Below are 24,686 nucleotides of genomic sequence, written 5' to 3' on the forward strand. Positions count from 1 at the left end.
TATGAAAACCAACCATATCATGAAATCCCTCAAGCTTGAAAATGAGAAAATAGGCACATCCCAATATACCCTATCCCTTATGGCACAAGGCATTCATGAAGGACTCCTTCAACCACAACGTGTTAGGGACTATCAACAGGATGTATTAGAGATACTGAAAAAACTGCTTGTGAAATATACCTTTGGGGAGAGTTCATCTGTTAAAGTAGAAGTTGCTGAGAATATTATGTGCTCTATCTACTATGTGATGGATCTTTATTTTACTGAAATAGAAGAACCAGGCAAACATGTGGCTCAGCTAAAAGACATGGGTGTTCAAAAAGTCTATGAGGAAGGTCTTGCTTATGTGCATAAGATGGTTGAGACCTGTAAGGCACACTATGAAAGTGTTAAAGAAAATCGTTTAGCATTGGACATGATAGCCTATCAAGATACCATAACAGATGGATTAGGTCAATTCTTTAAGCTGTATAATGTCCTTTTTGGTGCTCATGATACCATGTGCAACATTGATTATCCATTGGCAATAGATGATATGGGTATTGAAGGCATATTATACATTAAGCAATATGTAGAACATCTAGACATAGAAAATACAGTTTGTGGGTATTTTTCTCTAGACCATGTAGAAAGACTCCTTGAAAATTATGGTGACATGTATAAGATAGCTTATAAAGAGGCTTTAATAAATGTCTTTGAGCTTATCGTTAATCAATATATTTTTTGCTTAATGCTTGACAATACCAATAGAGAACTTCAGATAACAAAGATGCAATATGCTGTTATTGAAAAAGAACTCAGCCTGCTTCAGGATCATCAAGTGAATCGTTTAGTGGATGATTTATTTGATCGGTTTGTTCTAGAATTAGAGATAAGTGAGAGTAGGGTTATTCAGTATATAAATCGGTATAAAGAAAAGTTTATACATCAATTATTGCAAAACCGTAAAATTAATCTAGCGTACTTTATTATCGTGGAACAAGAAAAAAGCAAAAAACAAGTGGTATTGATGGACAATAAAGAGAAGATGGATGATGAGACATTTAAAAAGTTGGTAGAGTCCATCATTGATTGTGCAACATGGGAGGACAAAATAAAGCTCATAAAAGAAAATATGACGTCACTGGTGGATTTTGTGGATGTGTTAAAAGCAGATTGTTTGTTTGATGATGAATATACCAAGTTATATGAAACCATTGAGGATATGGAATTAGCTATACTGGGTAAAATTATTTATCATGATGCACTACGTTTAGAACAAGTGGATATTATGAATCTAGAGCATCTCCAATTAGAAGAGCCATGGCAGTGGTATTTAGATGATTATATTAAGCAGTTAGATCGTGAACGATTGTGTATCGTGACAGACTTCATGAATGAATATGATATGCAGATGTAAGCAATACGATTTTTTTGTGTTAAATATGCGTTAATTAATTTACAAAAAAAGCCAAATTGTATTATAATAGAGATAAATAGGCAAGAAAGGGTAGATACTATAGAACAAAGCGACTATGTGGCGTCTTGCGAAGGAAGTTGCTTCGTAAGGAAAGTATCCTTAAGGCATATGAAAATACGTTTATTTCTTATGCTGACTTAAAGGATTTTCCTATAAGAGAAAGAAAAGAGGAAAGATGATGATTACAACAACTTATAGTATTCAGACCAACAGTCATACACAAATGAAAGACATTACCCATCAAATCCAAGGGTTCATTCGTGAAAAAGGTATTCAGGAAGGACTGTGTACCATATTTATACCCCATACAACAGCAGGTGTAACCATCAATGAAAATGCGGACCCTGATGTGACCAAAGATATGCTCATGGAACTGAATAAGATTGTGCCATTAGAGGACAATTATCGTCACATGGAAGGCAATGCTGCTGCTCATATCAAATCCAGTATGATGGGATTTTCAGAAAGCATTATCATTAAAGATGGGAAATTACTGTTAGGAACGTGGCAAGGGGTTTATTTTTGTGAGTTTGATGGACCAAGACGCAGAAAATATATTATTCAAATACTAACATAATAACGCTGCTAAAATATTTAGCTTTACAAAATGGATTTTTACGGTTATAATACGATGGGCAAATCTTTTATATTGTATAGAAATAGAATTAATGAGCCTTTTATTGGGGACTATATTCCCTATAAAGATAGATGACAATTACGACAAACATTCCTATGACATTCATGGGGAATGTAAAGAACTTGAAAAGTTTAGGAGGCCTTTGATGTATAAAGCTAAAACAAAAATTATTTGTACAATAGGACCTGCCAGTGAGAACAAGCAGACCATAACAGAGCTTGTTAAGAATGGCATGAGCATTGCACGTCTTAACTTATCACATGGCAACAAAGAATACTACAAAAAAATCATTAACATCATAGAAGAAGTAAGACAAGAATTAGGCATACCCGTTGCTATATTAATGGATACAAGAGGACCTGAGATTCGTACGAAGAATTTTGTAGGTGGAGAAGCAACACTAAAAGTTGGTCAAGAATTAATCCTTTCAGCAGGTGATGATGAAGGAACCAACGAAGGATTCTGTATTACATATCCAACCCTCTACAAAGATGTGCGTCCAGGTAGTAAAGTACTCATTGATGATGGCTTAATTGAATTAGAAGTTTTTAGAGTAGATGCCGCTAAGAAAAACATCTATTGTACGGTTAAAAATGGCGGTGTTGTGAAGGATAAAAAAGGTATTAATGTACCGAATGTGGATATCCATCTTCCAGCCATTACGGACAAAGATTGTGATGATATTTTATATGGGTTAAAACATGACATTGATTTTATTGCAGCATCATTTATTCGCAAAAAGGAAGATGTATTAGAGATTCGTAAGTTTATTGATAGTAATGGTGGTAAAGACGTAAAAATTATTTCCAAGATTGAGAATCAGCAAGGTGTGGACAACATTGACGAGATCATTGAAGTTTCTGATGCCATCATGATTGCACGAGGAGATTTAGGTGTTGAAACACCCACAGAGATGATTCCTATCACACAGAAAATGATTATTGAGCATTGTAACAAAGCTGAATTACCTGTTATTACAGCTACTCAGATGTTGGATTCCATGATTAAGAACCCAAGACCAACCAGAGCAGAAGTATCTGATGTGGCTAATGCTGTTATTGATGGAACAGATGCTATTATGCTGTCTGGTGAAACAGCAGCAGGAGCTTATCCTATAGAAGCGGTAAAAGTCATGACTAAGATCGCTAAAGCATCAGAGAATTTACCAACCTACGAGCCACAGCTAATTTGTAAACAACGTGAAAAAAGTATTACGAATGCTGTGAGCTATTCTGCTTATTCCACAGCAATGCATCTAGGAGCTAAGGCCATCATATGCCCAACATTCAGTGGTAATACTGCCCGTATGATCTCCATGTATCGACCAAGAGTTGATATCATTGCTTTAACAAGTAGTGAAAAAACAAGAAGGCAGATGCAGATATTATGGGGTGTGACACCTTTATTTCTCAAAAAAGAGACATCAACAGATGTATTGTTTTACAAGTCCCTAATGATGGCTCGAGAACTTAATATCGTTCAGTCTAAGGATTTGGTTGTTATTACAGCAGGTGTACCATTAGCGGAAGGAAGTCGCACCAACCTGATGAAGGTTCAAGAAGTGGATTAAATAGCCATATCTTCTAATAAAAAGGGATTGTCCCATAAAGCAATTAACGTGAGCATGCTTTTATGAGATAGTCCCTTATATTATGCTATAATTGCTTGATGGCACAACCATTTTCATCACAAACATACGCAATTTCGTGTTCAAGGGTTTTCCTATCCTCAAACTGCTTCATGCTTTTAAGTGTGGTTGCAGCAATATTATTTAGAGCTTCTTTTGTGAAGTAGGCTTGATGGGATGTAACAAGTACATTGGGAAATGTAATCAAGCGTGAGAGAATATCATCTTGTACCCCTTCAACAGAGAAATCCTCATAAAAATACTTGTCTTCTTCTTCATAGACATCCAATGCAGCACTACCTACTTTATGGGATTTTAAGCTCTCAATAAGGTCTTTAGACTGGATGAGTTTACCCCGTCCAGTATTAACTATCATAACCCCATCCTTCATTTGGTTAATGCTTGAAGCGTTAATAATATATTCTGTGTCTTTGGTTAAAGGACAATGCAGTGAAATAATATCACTTTCTTTAAAGAGTTGCTGAAGGGCCACGTACGTATAGTCCAGTGATGCAGCTGCTTCATGATCGGGATAAGGGTCATAAGCAATGACGCGACAATCAAATCCCCGTAATATCTTAATGAGAATCTTAGCGATTTTACCCGTACCAATGATGCCAATGGTCTTCCCATACATATCAAACCCAAGAAGACCACTTAAAGAGAAATTAAGGTCTTTTGTTCGGTTATGGGCTTTATGAATTTTTCGATTAAGGGTTAACATCATGGATATGGTGAATTCAGCAATGGCATGTGGTGAGTAAGCAGGCACATGTACCACTCTTATTTTATCTTTTGCAGCTTTGAAGTTCACGTTATTATAACCTGCGCATCGAAGGGCAATGAGTTTAACACCATAGGCATGGAGCTGGTCAATGACTTTTGAGGAAGCTTTGTCTTGAACAAAAATAGAAATAATATCGTAACCTTCAGCCATCTTTACCGTTCTATCATTCAAGCGCACTTCAAAAAAAGTAATGTCAAAATGATAATCTTTATTTAAAACTTCAAAGATAGCCTTATCGTAGGGTTTTGTATCAAAAAATGCTATTTTTAACATATAAATCACCTCTTTTTAGTATATCTTAAGTTGATAATGATTATTAATTGACTACAATTATAGTGTAAACTAAGAAAAAAGTCAAATAATGTCATTAAGGATACTTATATTGAGATATGTGTTTAATGTTTATAAGCTAAACGAGCTTTATGAGCTAGGTCCATAGCTCGCGCATATTTTTTCATAAATTTATAGACCATTAGTATGAATTTTTCAGCTTCTTGCTTTTCGGCTTTATGCATAAGGCGTTTCACCAGATAACGTAGTTTTTTAAATTGCGTTAAATAGATGAGGGCAATCCAAACCTGATTATTATGCATGATGTTCATGGCAGCAGGTCCCCAATACATGTCATATTGCTCTTTGATGGAACTGTACATGATTTTATCCAATTGGTCTTTGGTAAGGTGTCCATCACGTACAGCCATATCCACAATATCTGTGCCCGGTAAGAAATTCAGTCCATGTAATTGCAGTTTAAAAGGTTTGGCCAGTTTTGTACAGAGTTTATAAGTTTCTTTGAGATCATTCAGCGATTCAAAAGGATGCTGCAGCATAAAATCATAGATCACGACGGGTACTTTATATTGGGCTAGGATCTCGCTGGATGTTATGATTTGCTCCTGTGTTTCTGGACGATTAAAGATGGTTTTACGTATATGGTAAGAACCACTTTGTATACCCACCACAATCTGATGTAGTCCTGCATCAACCAGATGTTTAATGACATTTTCCTTTACTTTTAAGGGATGACCCCATATATTAAATGGTAAACCAATTTCCTCCCGATAACGTTGACTAAAGCTTGAAATCCATTCTTCTTGGTCATTGAATATTTCATCCCAAAAGTGAATCACTTTTAAATTATGCATTTTTTCTTTAGCCTCTTTTAACTCGGAGATGATGCTGTCAACGCTGCGAAAACGTACATAAGCTCCTTTACCGGTATATAAGCGCTTTAAATTAATTGAACTACAGTAAGAGCAGGTAAAGGGACAGCCCCTGGAGCAAGTCAGTTCATAAGTATAAGCATTGAGCTGAGGGTCTTTTTTGGATAAGTGATTGTCTTCAATAAAGTAGGTTGGTATATGATCTATCTTCGGATAGTCTAAAATATCCAGATTCTGAATTAATGGTCTTAACCCATGATGAACGACTTGTTCATGGTGCTTATAGGAAAGGTTCATAACGTTACAGATGTTATCTTGATTTTCCAGTACCTCCAGAAGTTCGCACAATGCCTGTTCCCCCTCGCCTCGGATAACATAATCCCCGTGGTCTAATGATTTTTCAGGGAATAGGGTAGGATAGACACCTCCCCATATAATAGGTGCTTTAGTTGCTTCACGTATACAGTCATTCACTTGATAGACGGTTTCTAGATACAATGAAGACATAACGCTCATGCCAATGTAAGAAGGCTTTAAAGTATCAATCAATTGTTTAAGTAAGGCCAGTTCTTGTGAGGTCGCTTTTTTAGGATTAACACTATTGAATTTTTTGAAAAATAGTGTTTGGACACAATAATGGTGTTGTATTAAATGATTCGCTAAGTATTTGACGCCAAGAGCTTTTTCGTTGTAAAAACCAATTAAAAGTATATGTCGAGACAATTTGAATACCTCCATTTTATCTTGTGCTATTTTATATACTGAACATAATGAAGCTTCTTTATTCCCATAGAGATTATAATTCTATTGCATGATCCTAGTGGGTGATCTACTTCTTATGACATGGATATAAAAAAAGCATAGCAAGTAGATATGAAGAAAGAACGGGTAATTATCTTAAGAATTTCTTAGTATTCAAAAAATGTGTTAAAATATGACATATAGTTGTCATATTAATGTGGTATAATAAACGTTAGTAAAAGGACAGGCAGTCATGGTCAAATATGAAAGGGAGGTTTTATGTATGCTTGAAATTCCAGAAGTTATTGCATTATCTCATCAAATAAATGAAAGGCTTGTGGGTAGAGAAGTGACTGAAGTCATAGCCAACCATTCACCACACAAATTCGCTTGGTTTTATGAAGACTCAGACGATTATGCTCATCGTTTAGTAGGAAAAGTCATTGATAATGCAAAACCATATGGTGGTCTTATTGAAGTGAGTTTAGGTGACATACGAATCGTATTCATGGATGGTGTTGCCTTAAGGTTGATCATGAAAGGGGAGAAGCTCCCTAAAAAGCATCAACTGCTGATAAAGTTTGATGATGATTCCACATTGATAGCATCTGTACAAATGTATGGCGGCATGTTGTGTTTTAAGGAAGGAACTTATGATAACATGTATTATCAGGTTGCAAAAACAAAGCCATCACCTCTCACAGAGGCATTTGATAAACCGTATTTTTCAAGTCTTTTGGATGATCCATGTGTTCAAAAGAAAAGTGTAAAAGCGCTCCTTGCAACAGAACAAAGGATACCAGGCCTGGGAAATGGGGTATTACAAGATATTTTATTCAATGCCCATATACATCCTAAACAAAAAGTATCTTCTTTGACAGAGGAAGAAATCGATACATTGTTTCATGCCATAAAGGCAACTTTACATGAAATGACCATGCATGGTGGACGGGATACAGAAAAAGATTTGTTTGGTTGTCCAGGTGGTTACAAAACAAAACTCAGTAAAATTGCCTATAAAGAACCTTGTAGAGCATGTGGGGGAACCATTATTAAGAAAGCTTACATGGGCGGTAGTATTTATTACTGCGAGCATTGCCAACCACTGGATTAACCATATATGCTAATTATTCTAAGATAATCCCATACCATTCTCTTTATTAATGGTGCTTTTTATGCTATAATCAACTAATTGTTACGGTAACATATTAATTAGCTGAAACGAATAGGAAGCGAGAATAATGGGGAATGTTTTTAGAGATAAGAAGAAAGAAGTCAGGGTCTATTTTTTAATCTTAGCACTAACGGCTTTAGCGTTAGCATTATCCAATAATATTTTTGGAAATTATTTTAAGGATGCTTATCAAGTCACACCATTCCAGCGGGGGCTTATTGAATTTCCACGTGAAATACCAGGTATACTGTGCGTGTTTATGGTATCCGCATTATCCTTTATGGGTGATATACGTTTATCAATCGTTGCTCAGATACTAAGCTTTATTGGTATTGCGGTTCTTGGATTTGTGACACCCACTTTTTCAGTTATGCTTATTTTTCTATTTATTAATTCAATGGGAATGCATTTATTTTTTCCATTGCAAGACAGCATTGGTATAGCGCTCATTGATGATGATAAACAAGTGGGTAAGATTATGGGCCAGTACAAAGGCACCTTTACAGCTTTTAGCATGATTGGCGGTATTATCGTATTTATAGGATTTCGTACAGGTATTTTTAGTTTTACAACTAAGATTAAACATGTCTTTGTTATCGATGCCCTTTTATTTTTAATGATTATAGGCTTGTTTATTTACCTGATGGTGTTATTAAAGAAACCTCTTATTAAGAAAAAAACATTTAAATCCATATACCGGAAAGAGTATAAATATTATTACATATTAGCCATTATGAATGGGGTTCAAAAGCAGATCATGATTGTATATGGACCATGGGTTCTTATTGAAATACTAAATAAAAAAGCAGATGTACTGGCTGTACTGGCCATTATTGGCAGTTTCATTGGGATGTTTTTTATTCCTGCCATTGGTCGGTGGATTGACAGGTTTGGTATACGTAAGCTTTTATTCGCTGATGCCATTTCTTTTATTGGGGTTTATACCGCCTATGGGCTTATTACGGCAGGCTTCGCTACTGGATACCTAGAACTTGTTGGCATACCTGTTTTATTGGCTTATGGTATGATTATTATTGACCGTATGTCCATGCAGATGAGTATGATAAGAACCGTTTATTTAAAATCCATAGCCGTGGAACAATCGGATATCACATCTACCTTATCATTGGGGATTAGTATGGATCATGTGGTTTCTATTGCGTGTGCTTTTGCAGGCGGTATTGTTTGGGGGACATGGGGGCCCCAATACATATTCTTTTTTGCTGCTGGGTTATCGTTTATTAATTTATATGTGGCGACGCGTATAAAAGAAAAGGCGGTTTAATTATTTTTTCTCGCCATACAAAAATCCTTCTAGATTGATTCCATTACCAATCTAGAAGGATATATTTTACTTATGAATACATGCTATAAATATTCAGAAATAATGATGTCATTATCAAAAGGCGTAACTCCTCTATCAATAGAAAAAATAGTGTCTGCTTCATCTATATTGTAACATAGTTTACCTCTAGCCATGGCGTGAAGCATAAACAAATCATATAATGATGGTTTTGCAAAATTTGTCATAGCCTTCCCTATTAGTATCATCCCTTTTTGATTACCTTCAATGTTATTACACCAAAATGGATGATGCGTTAATGATAAATCTGTCCAAATTATTTTGTTATCAATAACATCGATGATGATAGGAATACTAATCAATGTTTGTGACGTAATATCTATTTTATTTTGAACTGTTTTTGGTTCATATATTTCCCCAGAATTAGGGCATTCTCTTGTCATCCATCCCATAAAACACTCTGGTAATTCACTTAGCTTATGTTGTGAAAACGAATTTACGGATAATACAATATAACGTCCACCATATTGTCGTACAGATTCAATATCTAAATCAATAAATTCACTTGCTCCATGAGGTGCAGACACAATATCTCCACTATGACATGCTTTATAAGTATCTGATTTTAAATGAGTGTATGAGATATGTTCAATATAATGCCACTTGGAATCATACATGACTGCTGACAAATCAATATCTGTTGTGCTATCTTTTGCTTCTTTCCAATAAATAAAACTCCTAATGGTTTTTGCAGCTTCATGCAAATGAATCTTTGAACCACGTACGATTGTTTTAAGAGACTTATTTGCGGACCTTTGAGAGAATGGTACGATATAATTTTTTAATCGCTTATCGATATAAACATGACCTAAAGTATCTTTTTCCATATACTTATTGATGAGAACCCCTTCACATATCTTTACAACTTCTTGACATGTTGTTTGATCTATGTCAGGTAGTTCATTAGGAATACTATAAGCTTTTCCTACATTCCCTTTAGGGAAAAAGACTCTAATATCGCTATGGGTATTTCTATTTTTAAAATGTGCCATCACTTGTAACAACACTGTACTTGATACTTGATTGGCTACATTTTTAAATTTAGACAGAATCATATGACAATCGGTATGACTTATTCTTAATAAATGGTCTAGTCTTCTAGCGAATTCGCCAGGCTTTCTTTTAAGTAAGTGGACCGCATGTTCACTATTATTATACAATAATGCCTTTTCTACTTTTGAATTAAATGTTTCAATCTTTTTATTATCTCTTAATATTTGAAAACTTTTATATGTATTTGGATATTTTTTATAGTATTCACCAGGGTGTATTCTTTCCCCTAGCCTTATCCATTGTCCCTTGTATGTAATCATATCTTCTTCTATATGATTACATTGTTCAAGTAATGCCAATAATAATCTTCGCTCAGCTCGCTTAAAACTACGAAACCTTGTATTAGTTGCTAAGCTAATGTCGCCATCTGATAGGCACACAGCTAATCTCAATACATCTGTAGAGGTATTAAAGTATTTGAATAATTGCTTCTGACTAAAGATTTCATGCTCTAACAATAATTTAGAAACCAGTGCAATATTTTCTTTTAAAGTAATTTTATCTGGTAAATAATCGACGATATCCCTGCCATAATATGCTATAAACCATTCTAAAGTTTTTTTGTCGATTTCAGATATAGATGTTTTAGCGTTAACCAAATGAGTAAATATGTGCATAAATTCATGTTCATTACCTAACGCAATAACCTTTAACTTTGTCAAGTCTAACAAAGGGAATCGTTCATCTTTTTCATATTCTGGTAACAATGTACCAAAGGAAAGATAATGCATGATGGCATTTGAATAGAGCTCGTATTCATCCATACCCATAACCTGCTTAGGGAAATTAGGATACATGGGTTTATAGATAGCATTTGCTCCTATTGCACTCTTGAGAGCTTCAACCAGCTCAAAATAAAATTGTTCAAAGTCAGTCGGTGTCAATGTTTTTATGACACATAATAAATCTTTTGCTAAAGTATATCCCAAATTTTCTATATTTTTCAATAGTGTAGCTATGTATATATTAGGTAACTCATGTGTGCCACCTTCTACAAATACTTTACTTCTCATGCGTAAGTAAATGTGATTGTTCATTAATCTAACCCCTCCCTAATGTAAAGGAAACTGGTATCCCTAATTCAATTAGAAGGAAGGGATACCATAGCCTTATATGTAGGTAATTAACTTATCTAATCACCAAGAAATAGAAGGAAGATAAGTTATAGCCTACCAATGATAAAGGGAGCTTAACCCCTATGTAGTATAGCATATTTTACTAAATAATACATATTTAAATTAATATTAAACCATTAATTTTATATTAAAAAATGTAAAAAATTCATCCTGTGTTGACAATTTATTAATGCGAAGGTATAATAATAATGAACGCTGTTTATAAAATAAATAGCGTTTATGTAACAAGTGTATATTCCTAGTTGTAACCCCTAGATTAATGGGGTAATAGCAAGCTAATTACCCGTATAGCAGAACATAGGAGGACATCATGAAAAAGAAAATTATTATTGGAATAATCGTGGTATGTGTTGTGTTGGTAGGTGTTTTTCTTAAGGTAAAGTCAACAACGTATGAGCCTGTTCAGGCAAGTATGAATTTATCGGAAGTTGCAGATGGCACATATGAAGGCAGCAGTGAGACGAATCTTGTTAAGGTTACGGTTGCTGTGACAGTTAAAGACCACAAGATAGAAAACATTGACATTAAAAATCATACCCATGGTTTAGGTAAAAAAGCAGAAGCCATTGTGGATGATATTATGGCCCATCAAACATTGCAGGTAGACGGTGTTAGTGGAGCGACCATGAGCAGTAATGTTATAAAATTAGCTATTGAGGAGGCGTTAAAGTGAGTGTACTCATTGTATATGGAACAAAATATGGTTTTACAACCCAATGTGTGGATGCTTTAGCCAGTGAGCTTCAGGATGAAGACATTAAAAAAATTAATTTGCAGACAGATAACCTGCCTAATCTCAGTGGGTTTGATAAGATTATTATTGGTGGGTCCATCTATGCAGGTATGTTAAGAAAAAATGTGAAAAAGTTCTGCCAAGAGAACAAAGGTATTATTTTGGATAAAAAAATCGGCTTATTCATAACCTGTGCTTCAGATGGTGAGACAGCAGAGAAACAGTTACACAGTAACTTCGATGACGAACTATATCAGCACGCAACAGTGAAGGATTATCTTGGGGGTAAATTTGATTCAGAGAAAGCCAAATTTTTTGATCGTTTTATCATTAAAATGGTATCTAAGAGTAATAAGGATAAGCCGCAGAAAATCTTTGGCATAGAGAAAGAGCGTGTACGTTTATTTGCAGAAAAAATGAATCAGTTATAATATGACATTATATTGTCAAGTTATATATGGTATACTGATAATGGTGATTCGGAATGAAGATTAATCGATTATTAGAAATAACCATGATTCTACTAAATAAAGGAACAGTAACCGCAGGGTATTTAGCGGAACGTTTTGGTGTATCCACAAGGACGATTTATAGGGATATTGATGAGTTGACTTTATCTGGTATACCCATCTATACCAATAAAGGTAAGGGGGGCGGGATTAGTCTCTTAGAGAATTTTTCCATTAACCGAACTCTTTTATCCACCAAAGAAAAAGAGAGTATACTGTTAGCCCTTAGGACCTTGCAAGCTGTTCAGTATCCAGAAATTGACACAGTCTTTCATAAATTAGGAGCTGTGTTTGATAAGCTGCCTATAAATGATTGGGTGGAAGTAGATTTCACCAGTTGGGGGACAAACCCTAGTCGTGATAATCGTTTTGAGTTAATTAAACAGGCTATTTTAGAACGCCAGCACTTATCATTTCACTATGTCAATACATTGAATCAACGATCAATCCGAAAAATTGCCCCTATGAAGCTGATTTATAAGAGTTCTTCCTGGTATTTAAAAGGGGTATGTGTGGATAAACAGGCTTATCGAATTTTTAAAATAACCCGAATGAAACAAGTAAAACGTCTTCATGAGACGTTTGACCGACAAGAGTATCAGGTGTTAGAAGGGTATCAAGATGCCGTTACGGATATACATCGACAGCCTATCGAGATGACATTAAGGTTCCATCCTTCCATGCTTTATCGCTTGTATGATGAGTATGAAAACAACATGACCCAACTGCCTGATGGCCGTTATGAAGTCATTGTTCGTTATCCTTATGATGAGTGGATATTTGGGTATATCTTTTCCTTTGGGCATTCTGTGGAGGTAGTAGAACCTGGGTGGTTAAGAGATGAAATCCATAACCGATTACAGATGATGCTTGAACAGTATAAAGCAGATGCAAGAAACCATTCATAAAACCAGATATTTCCATGGTCTGATACCTTCAATTATGAAACTTATTATGTCTTTTTTACGTCTTATAGATGTAAATGATTGTGTATTATCATAAAGATGAACCTCAATACTATTTGTGTTTACACGTCAGGCATTATTACACGGTTTATGTATCTTTTTGCTGCCTAGTCCATGACCAGGTGGCTATTTTTTTGCAAAGAATGGATAGATTCGCTATAATGAGGATATCTTTATAATGAGAAGGTGAAGATATGCGCTTAAGAAGATTATTATTTCTTGTATTGGTCATTGGTGTAGGATGGTTGGTATGGCACCTTATAAGCATTGAAATGGGGTATTCCAACAGATTGGAACTATCTGATAAGTTTTACAAAGACGATATAGATATACATCAAATAGAAGATAACCATGCCATCTACCATATACTTAACCCATCGGATGATATTAAACTATCCCTCAATCAAAATACGTATAACATCGGAGATAACATGGTATATACCATTAAAAACAATGGTTCTGAAGAAGCTGTTTTTGGAACGGTGTATCATATTGAGATATATATACGTGATCAGTGGTATACCGTACCATTTAAAGAAGATATCGCATTTAACAGTCTGGCTTATACCGTTAAAGGCCAAAGTGAAATGAGCCAAAGCATTTGGTTAGATGCCTTATACCGTCCTCTTAAACAGGGCCGATACCGGTTGATAAAAGGGGTTAATGGTGATTATTACAGCACTGAATTTCAAGTTGTAAAGTCATCCCATGACGAAGACTGAAGGATTGACTAGATCATAGAAAAGCATAAGGGGCACTAGACCCATGATACTATCTATGGTAATATAACATACAAGAATATAACGTGATGACTTGGAGGCAATAATGGAAAACAAAACGAACTTACTGGTAAAAGTATCGAACATGTATTATGACGAAAATCTGACTCAATCAGAAATTGCCAAAGCACTCTATATTTCACGTTCCAAAGTATCCCGATTGATTCAGGAAGCAAGAGAGTGTGGGATTGTAGAAATCATCATTCATGGTCCCAATGAGCGTAATACGTATCTGGAAGAACAACTGAAAGATCGGTTTGGACTAAAAGATGTAAGGGTTTTATTAGGTTGTAATATTCAGTTTGATCAGATGTTAAGTGGTTTAGGTACACTGGCCAATGAATACGTGGATTCCTTGTTAAAGCCTAACACCATTGTTGGTATTTCCAGGGGCAAGACCATGAAAAGTGTTATCAATGCCATATCGCCTAGTCGAAAAATACCCATTACGGTGGTACAATTAGTGGGTTCAACAAGGAGTAATGACCCAAGCATTGAGGGGACGGAGATAGCGAGACAATTTGCTAATGCTTATGGTGGGACTTACTATTATTTATTTACACCTCTATTTCTTGAAGATGAGAATGCTCGGGAAGTGTTGATGAAAACTGGTGCTGTTGCGGAGACCTTGGCTTTATCAGAGCGAGCAGATATGATTTTAACCGGGCTTGGTTTTTTATCACAAGATGACTTAAGTCTATTATGGAATGGCTTTCTAGAACAAGAGGAGATTTTTAATTTGCGGTCCAAGGGTGCAATTGGTCATATATGTGGGTATTATTATGATCTTAATGGACAAATCATCGATACTAAGATACATAAAAGTATAATTGGGCTGGATATTAATAAAATTATCCACAAGGAGTACGTGATTGGTGTAGCAGGTGGTCCATCTAAAATAAAGTCTATTTTGGGTGCGTTACGAGGACAATTAATCAACGTTCTCATTACCGATGAAAAGACTGCCTTAAATATTATAACAATGGACGCATATGGGTCCATATAAATAGGACAATGGAGTTATTGTAGGCTGCTTTCTAAAAAGAGGGTAGCTTTTTTATTTGTTCATTTTAGCATTGTTTTGCACATCTATTCACTGTGGGACAAAAAAACACCTTTGTTCATGGTGAACATATGTGCAATAAGAACAAAAAAATAATCAATGGTCTAAGTTTTGCTGTACATATTGACCAATTCAATCTTTCTGTTATATACTTGCTTTATAATAAAAACATGGCAGGTTTGGGCACAATAGTCAAGGGAATAATGGAGGTTGGCAGCATGTTGGATTTAAATAAAAATCTTATTGGCATCTATGAAAAGGCACTTCCTTCACATTATACATGGGAAGAAAAGTTATCAGCAGCAAAAAAAGCTGGGTATGATTATGTTGAGATGTCTATCGATGAAAGTGATGAACGCCTATATCGGCTTGACTGGTCAGTCCATGAGCGGAAAGAAGTTGTAGATGCAATACGTAAGACGGGTATTCGGATACCAACCATGTGTCTGAGTGGGCATCGTCGATACCCTCTTGGAAGTGAAGATGATCGTATTCGTCAGCGGGCATTGGATATAATGAGGAAAGCTATTATATTGGCATCCGATTTAGGTATACGGGTGATTCAGCTTGCAGGCTATGATGTCTATTACGATAAAAGTAATGATCATACCATTGAACGATTTGAACATGGTCTAGAACAAAGTATACAGTGGGCCAGCCAGGCTAATGTGATGTTAGCCATGGAAGTTATGGATTATGAATTTATGGGTTCTGTGGAGAAAATTATGCATTATGTTAGGAAATTTCAATCGCCTTATTTTCAGATATACCCTGATTTGGGTAATATTTCTGCTTGGGGTAACACCTTATCTACAGATTTAGCATCAGGGCAAGGGCATATTGTTGCCATTCATGCCAAAGACACCATGCCTGGTGAATTTAGGAGAGTTGATTTTGGAACAGGTTGTGTTGATTTCATTGAAGGATTCAGGCAATTAAATCAGATGACTTATAAAGGACCGATACTTATTGAGATGTGGAACGATGATAAGGAAGATTTTATGGCAATCATCACCAATGCTAGAAAGTGGATTATGGATAAAATGCAGCAAGCAGGTATGACTGTATAATGAATAGAAAGAGGGAAACATATGTTAGAAATACTGAAAAAAGAAGTCTTGGAAGCTAATCTCGAGTTGCCTAGAAAGGGTTTAGTCACTTATACATGGGGGAATGTCAGTGGTATTGATCGAGAAAAAGGATTGGTTGTTATCAAACCAAGTGGCGTAGCATATGAGCACATGTCCATGGATGATCTTGTGGTGATTGACTTAGATGGTAATCTTGTAGAAGGTCATTTGAATCCCTCGTCAGACACCCCTACACATTTAGTACTGTATAAGAAATTTTTAGAAATAGGCGGTATTGTACATACACATTCCAGTTGGGCAACAATATGGGCACAAGCAGGAAGAAGTATTCCAGCTCTTGGTACAACACATGCGGATTATTTCTATGGACATATACCTGTAACCCGTGGTTTAACACCAGAAGAAATTGGTGGAGCATATGAAGAGGAAACGGGCAATGTCATTGTTGAGACCTTTTCTGATATGAATCCTCTGCGATTACCAGGGGTTATTGTTAAGAAGCATGGACCTTTTACTTGGGGGAAATCTCCTAGTGAAGCCGTTCATAATGCCGTTGTACTTGAAGAAGTAGCAAAAATGGCTTACTATGCTTATCAACTAACACCAGGTATTGAGCCAATAGATGATCCATTGCTAGATAAACATTTTTTAAGAAAGCATGGAGAGCATGCTTATTACGGACAAAAATAAAAGGAGTGTTAATGATGGTAAGAGAAACCGTAACAATTGTTAATAAAACAGGTTTGCATGCAAGACCAGCTAATGCCTTTGTAAAAGTATCAAAAGACTTTGCATGTGATATTTTCTTGGAGAAAGATACGAAGAAGATGAATGGTAAGAGTATATTAGGTTTACTTTCTCTTGGTCTTAATCAAGGGTCTCAGGTTGATATTATTGCAGATGGAGAAGATGAACAACAAGCACTAGAAACCCTTGTGAATCTTGTCAAAAGCTTTACAGAATAGGGGGACATTATGATAGGAATTGCAGCATCTCCAGGAATTGTCATTGGTAAAGCATATCTTTTTGAAAAAATAGAACTGGATTGTAAACCAACGAAGATTGATCAGAAGTATGTTGACTATGAACTTGATCGTTTATGTCATGCGAAGAAAAAGACAAAAAAACAGTTAGAAAAGTTGTATGAGGAAACAAAAGAAAAAGTAGGTCAACAGGAAGCGGCTATATTTGATACACATATGATGCTCATGGATGACCCTATTCTTGAACACAAAATAAAGGGCTATATAACAGATCATTTGTATGTAGCAGAAACAGCGACAAACTATGCCATGAATGATGTGAAAGAAATGTTTGAAGCATTAGATGATGCTTATTTAAGGGAAAGAGCAGTTGATGTTGTGGATGTCTGTTCACGACTTATCTATAATCTGGCAGAAGTGGAAATAATGAATCTTCAAGATTTAGATGAAGAAGTGATTGTCATAGCCAATGATTTGACACCATCCGATACTGCCTCCATGAATTTTGAAAAAGTCCTTGGATTTGCAACAGATATGGGCGGTAAGACAGCACATACAGCCATCATGGCAAGAACCTTAGAATTACCAGCTGTGGTAGGCTTAAAAGTCATTACACATGAAGTAGAAAATGGCGATATGGTTATACTAGATGGGACAGAAGGTACCGTTATCATTCATCCATCGGATGAAGATATTCGAAACTACCAATTAAAAAGACAGCAATTGGAAGAAGAAAAAAAAGCATTAGAAGAATTAATTCATGAAGAAGCCATTACACTGGATGGTAAAACGATAGAAATAGCAGCAAATATCGGTATGCCCAAAGATATGGACAGTGTCTTACGGTATGGTGCACAAGCCATTGGTCTTTATCGCACAGAGTTTTTATATATGGACCAGGTTGCATGCCCAACAGAAAGTGAGCAATTTGATGCTTATAAGATAGTAGCAGAGAAAATGGGTGCTAAACCTGTTGTGATACGTACACTGGATATCGGTGGTGATAAAAGTGTCGATTATTTGAAATTACCTCATGAGATGAACCCCTTTTTGGGATACCGTGCTATACGTATGTGCCTAGATAGGGAAGAATTATTCAAAACTCAATTAAAAGCCATATTAAGGGCTAGCCATTATGGTAAAATACGTATTATGTATCCTATGATTACACATATGGAACAGGTTCAGCAAGCCAATACAATCTTGGAGCAAGCTAAGGCTGAATTAATAGACCAGCACATTCCTTTTGATAAAAACATAGAAGTGGGTATCATGATTGAAACACCAGGAGCCGCGATGATGGCAGATTTACTCATTAAAGAAGTTGACTTTTTTAGCATTGGTACCAATGATTTAACCCAATACACACTGGCTGTTGATCGTGGAAACGAAAAAATCAATTACTTGTATAGTACCTTTCACCCTGGGGTGTTAAGACTCATTAAAAAAGTCATTGATGCATCCCATAAGGAAGGCAAATGGACAGGGATGTGTGGTGAATTTGCTGGAAATGAGAAAGCAGCAGTATTATTACTTGGTTTAGGCCTTGATGAGTTAAGTATGAGTGCTGTCTCTATGATGAAAGTCAAAGATATGATTCGTCGATGTACCTATAGTAGTGCCAAAGAAATGGCTCATAAGTTATTAGATATGGCCTATGTCAATGAATTGGAACATCATCTTGATGACTACATTGATAAGCACATAAAGAAAGAAGGTTAGTAAAATGCATGTAAAAGATATTACAAGAGAGTCTTGGATTCTTAGCCAATTTCCGGAATGGGGAACATGGTTAAATGAAGAAATTGAGCAAGAAGTTGTGAAACCTGGTACCTTTGCCATGTGGTGGTTAGGCTGTACGGGTATTTGGCTAAAATCAGAAGGTAATGCAAACTTATGCGTTGACTTATGGGTTAAAAGCGGTAAGCGTACGAAAGCTAATCCACTGATGACGGAGCAACATCAACATCAACGTATGATTGGATGTAAAGCACTCCAACCCAATCTCCGTAATTCCCCTTGTGTCATTGATCCTTTTGCTATAAAAGAAGTAGATGCCATATTAGCTACTCACGATCATGGGGACCATATTGATATTCATGTGGCAGCAGCTGTCATGCAACATTGTAAAAACGACGTTGCTTTTATAGGTCCTGAAGCATGTGTAGATCTCTGGATAAAATGGGGTGTACCAAAAGAACGTTGTAAGGTTGTAAAACCTGGAGATATGGTTAAAATAAAAGACACAGAGATAGTTGTATTGGATTCTTTTGATCGAACAGAACTTGTAACAGCTCCAAAAGGTGTGGTTCTAAAAGATAAAATGCCTCAAGATATGGACCGTTTAGCGGTTAACTATCTGTTTAAGACGCCAGGAGGTCACCTCTATCATAGTGGGGATTCTCATTATTCGAATTATTATGCTAAACATGGTAACGACCATCGCATTGATGTAGCGCTTGGATCATATGGGGAAAATCCAAGAGGGATGACCGATAAAATGACTTCTTCGGATATCTTACGTATGGCAGAATCGCTAAACACAGATGTGATTATTCCATTCCACCATGATATCTGGACCAACTTTATGGCAGATCCAAAAGAAATTACAGCCTTATGGGAAATGAGAAAACATCGTTTACAATATTCATTTAAGCCATTTATTTGGGAAGTTGGAGGCAAATTTATCTATCCTAATGATAAAGATAAGATAGAATATCATCACGATAGAGGTTTCCATGATGCATTTGCAATGGAGCCGGATCTACCATTTAAATCATTGCTATAAATAGGATACACAAAAGTTACATATTTGGCCAAATATTGTACTTTATAAATGAGGGGCACGTTAAAATAAGGGGAAGTTACATCTGCACAATAACAAACGATAAAAAATACAAGAAATGAAATAAAGCGTGGAGGAGAAGATATATGGAATTCTTAGATTTTATATTTAAGCAGGTATTGGGGCAAGCGTATATTTTATTAGCGTTAATTACATTCATCGGTTATCTTGCACTAAAAGAACCTTTATCAAAAGCAATTGCAGGTTCCATTAAGACAGCAGTTGGTGTGTTGGTACTAGGTGTAGGGGCAGGTTCTCTTATTAAGACTTTCGGTGCCCTCTTAACACCATTAAGTGAAAAATTTGGTATGACTGGTGTATTACTCGATACATATAGTACCATGGTAAGTACCAATGGTAAACTGGGTGAGTTCGTCACTTGGACTGTCTATACAATGTTAGGTGCTTTTATTGTTAATATTATATTGGTTGCTTTGAGAAAGTATACTAAAATTAGAGCTGTATTTTTAACCGGTAACGTGATGCTGGTACAAACGGCAATAGCGACTTATATTGTTTATCGATTTTTTAACACATCCATGATCATGACGGTATTAATTGCTAGTATTATCACTGCGTTATATTGGGGAATTATGTCTACACTATTAATAAAACCAGTAAAAGAAATAAGTGGTGGTGCAGATTTTACCATCGGTCATCAACAAATGTTAGGAAGTTTACTTGCCTATAAAGTAGCACCTAAACTAGGGAATAAAGACGATGATATCGAAAAAGTTAAACTACCAAAGTGGTTATCGATCTTCCAAGATAATGTGGTAGCTTCAACCATTGTATTACTGTTTTTTGTAAGTATTATGATGTTCTCTCTTGGTAAAGAAACCGTTACAGGTATGGCTGGAAGTACACATTGGGTTATTTATATTGTAAAAACAGGTTTAACGTTGGCTGTATCCCTTTATATTTTATTAACAGGTGTACGTATGTTTGTATCTGAGCTTATGGCCTCTTTCCAAGGTATTTCAGAGAAGATATTACCTGGAGCTGTAGTAGCTGTTGACTGTGCGGCTATATTTGGGTTTGCGCCAAAAGCAGTTTTATTAGGTTTTGTAGGTGGAGCTGTTGGTATGATTATTGGGGTAGTAGGCTTAATTGCAGTAGGATCACCTATTTTAATTATACCAGGATTTATTCCTATGTTTTTTGATAATGCAACCATAGGTGTCTTTGCTAATAAACGTGGTGGTTGGAAAGCGGCATTAAAGATTACGTTCTGTTCTGGTATTATTCAAGTAATCGGCAGTGGGCTAGCAGCAACAGCCATGGGAGTCAATGCATGGCAAGGCAGTTTTGATTGGGCAACTATTTGGTTAGGTATCATTTACGTATTTAAATTAATTGGAAGTGTATTTGGTATAGTACCTGTGTAAGTTGTGCATACAACAAGTATTAAGTGAAGTCACAATAAAACAAAACAAAGAGATGGGGTGGGCAGCATGCTTAGATTATTAGCCATATGTGGAAACGGTATGGGAACTAGTACAATTATTAAAATTAAGGTGAAAGGTATCTGCAAAAAATTAGGGATTGATCTTGCAGTAGAATCTTGTTCGGCAGGAGAAGCGGCAGGTTTTATAGGTAACACAGATATCATTCTAACAACACCTGAGTGGGGAAAGATGGTTAAATGTCCAGATGGCGTTGCATTAATCACACTTGTTAATTTAATGGACGAAGCATTACTTACAGAAAAATTAGTTGAAGCTGTAAAGGAGCATTTTCCTAATGAAATGCAATAGCTGGAAAAGAGGCAGACATGTTAAAAGATTTATGTAAAGTGCATGATTTGATTCGTGTACAGGTAGAGGTAGACGATTGGGAGAAAGCTGTTAATCAAGGTATTCAATTATTAGAAGCTGCAGATTTTGTTGAAGATGGATATGGCCATGCCATAATAGAAGATACGAAAGAACATGGTCCATACTATGTAATCTGTCCAGGTGTTGCCATGCCACATGCAAGACCAGAAGCCGGTGTAAAAGCAAATGGTATTTCGATCATGACATTAAAAAATCCAGTGAATTTTGGCAATCCTGATAATGATCCTGTACACATTGTCATATCTTTAGCTGCGACAGATAATGTCACGCATTTAGAGATGATGCAAGATGTGGTTACTATGTTATCATCAGAAGAAAACATTAATAAAATAAAAGAAGCAGATACAGCCGATAAGATTCTAGCATTGTTATAAGGATATTTAAGATAAAATTATATAAAGGTATAGCCCACAAGAGGTTGAATTGGTTGAGACTTTTGTGGGTTAATCTTTTTGTTAACGACACGTTAAGCATACTTTGAGAAGCAGCGCACATAATGGATGGAGGTAAATATGAATAGTTATGAAATCATGCGACGGAATATAGAATTTGATAATCCTGATCGTATTGGATTACGATTTAATAGCTTAGGTGTCAGTGACGTATACCGTATCTATACCCAAATACCACGTCACTTACGCCAGGAGCAACATGGCCAAATACAGATGAATAAAAAGCCCCGACCATTTAAGAACTTTATGGATGAATGGGGATGTCAATGGGATAAAGATGCAAATGCAGGAAGTGGTGATATGGGTATGGTCGTGGGTCATCCCTTATCTGACTGGTCCAAATTTGATGAAATAGTATTCCCAGACCCTTATGCAGAAGGAAGGTTTGACGGATTAGAAGAAGCATTAAGTCAAGCAGAAGACAAGTATATACAATTGAATAGCCCCCAATGTTTATTTGAAAGAATGCATTTCATGAGAGGTTTTGAAAATTTGTTAATGGATATTTACACGGAGCCTGAAAAAGTAGAGGCATTAGCAGATAAAATTATAGATTATCAAATTGGTATTGTTAAGGAAGCACATCGCCTATCTAAAGGTAAGATTAACTGTTTTGATACAACAGACGATTGGGGTACACAGAGTAGCTTGTTAATATCCCCAGCCCTTTGGCGACAAATATTTAAGCCGCGTTATAAACGTTTGATGGATGTGATCAAATCTTGCGGGATGCACATTAGATTCCATACAGATGGTAAAGTCAATGATATTATGGAAGATTTTATTGAGTTAGGGTTTGATATTGTAAACATTCATCAACCACAATTGCTTGGTATTAAGGAGATTGGTGAGAAATTCGCTGGAAGAATATGCTTTGAAGCGGCAGTGGATATACAAGCCACACTACCAACAGGTGATAAAAAAGCCATAGAAGATGAAGTGAAGAATCTCATGAAATATTGGGCCACGCCTAAGGGAGGGTTAATTGCTGTGGAATATCGGTATTTAGATGCCATTGGCGCAACAAAGGAGTCATTGGAATGTGCCCTAGAGAATTTTCAGAAACATGGTAGATTATCCATTAAAACCAGCTAAATGGTTGGTGCCCAGAAATGAAGTAAAGACCAATAATGGAGGCATATATGAAGATTAAAAAAAATATATTAGGTCAATTAGAAAGAGTCTATGCAACATCCATCATGAAAATAGATTCGGCATATAACTATTTTATAGCAACAGAAGGTCAAGGACCATGCCTAAGATTTAATGAACAGTTTGAGCCTGAAACCGTTTGGGATTTACCAGGTGGGACCATGAATATTATTCCAGTGCCTGGACATGAAGGTGAGTTCATTGCAACCCAACAATTCTTTCCAACATTTGATGCAAAAGAATCCAGAATTGTACATGCAAAACTTCAAGACAATGATACTTGGAACATAACACCTATTATGACCATTCCGTATTTACATCGTTTTGATATTCTAGATATAAGTGGGGAACACTATTTCATCGGTGCTTCACTATGTGAAGGAAAAACGTTCAAAGATGACTGGACGAAACCCGGTAAAGTGTATGTGGGTCGATTATCGGAAGACCTAACACAACCCTTTGACCTAAAGCCTGTTCTAGAAGGTATTACAAAGAATCATGGTTTTTGTCATACATACTGGAACAATAAAAAAACCATAATGGTCACTGGCAGTGAAGGTGTATTTGCCATCTATGTACCGGAAAAAGGTCATATGGATTGGCAGGTAGAGCAGCTTCTAAGCCATGAAGTCAGTGATGTAGCAGTATGTGATATTGATGGTGATGGTGAGCCGGAATTAGCCACTATCGAAGCGTTTCACGGTGATAAAGGTATCATTTATAAAAAGATTGACGGCATGCTAAAACCGATCTTTGAATACCCCTTTGAATTTGGTCATGTGATCTGGGGAGGTCAGATCCTTGGTGAACCAGCTTTTATCATTGGAGGAAGAAAAGGTGCTATGGAGCTTATGTGCTTCAAAATGGATGCATCTGGTAAAATTAAAGGAACGCTTATTGATAACACAGGAGGTCCCAGTAACATTGCAGTGGTGAACATGGGGGAACAAGATGTTATTTTAGCAGCCAATCGACAAGTTGGTGAAATGGCGGTTTATACACTCACCAAGTCATAAAAGACGACATAAATGATAAGGCTTACGTTACACCATAGTCTTATCATTTTCTATATGGATAATAAGGTTTTTATATGTTTGCAATTTTTGTTGGCTGAAGATTGTTAACTGTCAAATAAT

General features: G+C 36.0%; 23 protein-coding genes. 20 read left to right on the forward strand and 3 right to left on the reverse strand.

Annotated elements, in window-relative coordinates; genetic code table 11:
* The first annotated feature begins 1 nt into the window (after position 1).
* The 3 genes from HZI73_RS09475 (at position 2) to pyk (ending at position 3,666) form a co-directional block, all read left to right on the forward strand.
* Positions 2-1,399 carry a DUF6179 domain-containing protein gene (locus HZI73_RS09475; RefSeq protein ID WP_212698005.1) on the forward strand — a complete coding sequence of 466 codons (1,398 nt, stop codon included), beginning with the start codon at positions 2-4 and terminating at the stop codon, positions 1,397-1,399.
* Positions 1,400-1,634: 235 nt separating this feature from the next.
* Positions 1,635-2,036: a secondary thiamine-phosphate synthase enzyme YjbQ gene (locus tag HZI73_RS09480; protein WP_330619715.1), complete on the forward strand. Its 402-nt coding sequence runs from the start codon at positions 1,635-1,637 to the stop codon at positions 2,034-2,036.
* A gap of 205 nt (positions 2,037-2,241) precedes the next feature.
* Positions 2,242-3,666 carry a pyruvate kinase gene (gene pyk, locus HZI73_RS09485; protein ID WP_212698006.1) on the forward strand — a complete coding sequence of 475 codons (1,425 nt, stop codon included), beginning with the start codon at positions 2,242-2,244 and terminating at the stop codon, positions 3,664-3,666.
* A gap of 85 nt (positions 3,667-3,751) precedes the next feature.
* Here pyk and HZI73_RS09490 read toward each other — a convergent pair whose 3' ends face one another.
* Entirely contained in the window at positions 3,752-4,783 is a 1,032-nt protein-coding gene (locus HZI73_RS09490; RefSeq protein ID WP_212698007.1) for a 2-hydroxyacid dehydrogenase, read from the reverse strand.
* A gap of 122 nt (positions 4,784-4,905) precedes the next feature.
* Complete coding sequence (locus HZI73_RS09495) at positions 4,906-6,396, reverse strand: B12-binding domain-containing radical SAM protein (protein ID WP_212698008.1); 1,491 nt, start codon at positions 6,394-6,396, stop codon at positions 4,906-4,908.
* A gap of 301 nt (positions 6,397-6,697) precedes the next feature.
* On the opposite strand from HZI73_RS09495, the gene HZI73_RS09500 reads away from it, so the two are divergent.
* Positions 6,698-7,528, forward strand: coding sequence for a DNA-formamidopyrimidine glycosylase family protein (locus HZI73_RS09500; RefSeq protein WP_212698009.1), 831 nt, complete (start codon positions 6,698-6,700; stop codon positions 7,526-7,528).
* Positions 7,529-7,655: 127 nt separating this feature from the next.
* The gene (locus tag HZI73_RS09505) at positions 7,656-8,873 is read left to right on the forward strand and encodes an MFS transporter (RefSeq protein ID WP_212698010.1); all 1,218 of its coding nucleotides are present in this window, start codon (positions 7,656-7,658) and stop codon (positions 8,871-8,873) included.
* Positions 8,874-8,956: 83 nt separating this feature from the next.
* Here the strand turns inward: HZI73_RS09505 and HZI73_RS09510 are convergent, their stop codons facing one another.
* On the reverse strand, positions 8,957-11,017 hold the full coding sequence (locus HZI73_RS09510; protein ID WP_246552436.1) for a TerD family protein: 2,061 nt from the start codon (positions 11,015-11,017) through the stop codon (positions 8,957-8,959).
* A 433-nt stretch (positions 11,018-11,450) separates the two neighbouring features.
* Between HZI73_RS09510 and HZI73_RS09515 the strand changes: the two genes are divergently transcribed.
* The 15 genes from HZI73_RS09515 to HZI73_RS09585 all read left to right on the forward strand — a co-directional run bounded on the left by HZI73_RS09515 (position 11,451) and on the right by HZI73_RS09585 (position 24,566).
* A complete protein-coding gene (locus HZI73_RS09515) occupies positions 11,451-11,813 on the forward strand; it encodes an FMN-binding protein (RefSeq protein WP_212698012.1) in 363 nt (120 codons plus the stop codon).
* On the forward strand, positions 11,810-12,304 hold the full coding sequence (locus HZI73_RS09520) for a flavodoxin domain-containing protein (RefSeq protein WP_212698013.1): 495 nt from the start codon (positions 11,810-11,812) through the stop codon (positions 12,302-12,304). Before HZI73_RS09515 ends, HZI73_RS09520 begins: the two co-directional genes overlap by 4 nt.
* Positions 12,305-12,357: 53 nt before the next feature.
* Positions 12,358-13,290 carry a helix-turn-helix transcriptional regulator gene (locus HZI73_RS09525; RefSeq protein WP_212698014.1) on the forward strand — a complete coding sequence of 311 codons (933 nt, stop codon included), beginning with the start codon at positions 12,358-12,360 and terminating at the stop codon, positions 13,288-13,290.
* A 251-nt stretch (positions 13,291-13,541) separates the two neighbouring features.
* Positions 13,542-14,069, forward strand: coding sequence for an immunoglobulin-like domain-containing protein (locus tag HZI73_RS09530; RefSeq protein ID WP_212698015.1), 528 nt, complete (start codon positions 13,542-13,544; stop codon positions 14,067-14,069).
* 103 nt (positions 14,070-14,172) lie between these two features.
* Positions 14,173-15,132, forward strand: coding sequence for a sugar-binding transcriptional regulator (locus HZI73_RS09535; RefSeq protein WP_212698016.1), 960 nt, complete (start codon positions 14,173-14,175; stop codon positions 15,130-15,132).
* Positions 15,133-15,407: 275 nt separating this feature from the next.
* Positions 15,408-16,259, forward strand: coding sequence for an L-ribulose-5-phosphate 3-epimerase (locus HZI73_RS09540; RefSeq protein ID WP_212698017.1), 852 nt, complete (start codon positions 15,408-15,410; stop codon positions 16,257-16,259).
* 21 nt (positions 16,260-16,280) lie between these two features.
* The gene (araD, locus tag HZI73_RS09545) at positions 16,281-16,970 is read left to right on the forward strand and encodes an L-ribulose-5-phosphate 4-epimerase (protein ID WP_212698018.1); all 690 of its coding nucleotides are present in this window, start codon (positions 16,281-16,283) and stop codon (positions 16,968-16,970) included.
* Positions 16,971-16,981: 11 nt separating this feature from the next.
* A complete protein-coding gene (locus tag HZI73_RS09550; RefSeq protein ID WP_246552438.1) occupies positions 16,982-17,245 on the forward strand; it encodes an HPr family phosphocarrier protein in 264 nt (87 codons plus the stop codon).
* A 9-nt stretch (positions 17,246-17,254) separates the two neighbouring features.
* Entirely contained in the window at positions 17,255-18,985 is a 1,731-nt protein-coding gene (gene ptsP, locus HZI73_RS09555; protein ID WP_212698019.1) for a phosphoenolpyruvate--protein phosphotransferase, read from the forward strand.
* A 4-nt stretch (positions 18,986-18,989) separates the two neighbouring features.
* Positions 18,990-20,051: an L-ascorbate 6-phosphate lactonase gene (gene ulaG / locus HZI73_RS09560; RefSeq protein WP_212698020.1), complete on the forward strand. Its 1,062-nt coding sequence runs from the start codon at positions 18,990-18,992 to the stop codon at positions 20,049-20,051.
* A 143-nt stretch (positions 20,052-20,194) separates the two neighbouring features.
* Positions 20,195-21,496, forward strand: a complete 1,302-nt coding sequence (locus HZI73_RS09565) for a PTS ascorbate transporter subunit IIC (protein ID WP_212698021.1) — start codon at positions 20,195-20,197, stop codon at positions 21,494-21,496.
* Between the two features lie 66 nt (positions 21,497-21,562).
* Positions 21,563-21,865, forward strand: a complete 303-nt coding sequence (locus tag HZI73_RS09570; protein WP_212698022.1) for a PTS sugar transporter subunit IIB — start codon at positions 21,563-21,565, stop codon at positions 21,863-21,865.
* Between the two features lie 17 nt (positions 21,866-21,882).
* Complete coding sequence (locus HZI73_RS09575; protein WP_212698023.1) at positions 21,883-22,320, forward strand: PTS sugar transporter subunit IIA; 438 nt, start codon at positions 21,883-21,885, stop codon at positions 22,318-22,320.
* 138 nt (positions 22,321-22,458) lie between these two features.
* Positions 22,459-23,493 carry a uroporphyrinogen decarboxylase family protein gene (locus tag HZI73_RS09580; protein WP_212698024.1) on the forward strand — a complete coding sequence of 345 codons (1,035 nt, stop codon included), beginning with the start codon at positions 22,459-22,461 and terminating at the stop codon, positions 23,491-23,493.
* 47 nt (positions 23,494-23,540) lie between these two features.
* Positions 23,541-24,566 carry a hypothetical protein gene (locus HZI73_RS09585; RefSeq protein ID WP_212698025.1) on the forward strand — a complete coding sequence of 342 codons (1,026 nt, stop codon included), beginning with the start codon at positions 23,541-23,543 and terminating at the stop codon, positions 24,564-24,566.
* Positions 24,567-24,686 lie beyond the last annotated feature (120 nt).

Origin of the sequence: Vallitalea pronyensis (genome assembly GCF_018141445.1) — a bacterium.
GTDB lineage: Bacteria > Bacillota > Clostridia > Lachnospirales > Vallitaleaceae > Vallitalea > Vallitalea pronyensis.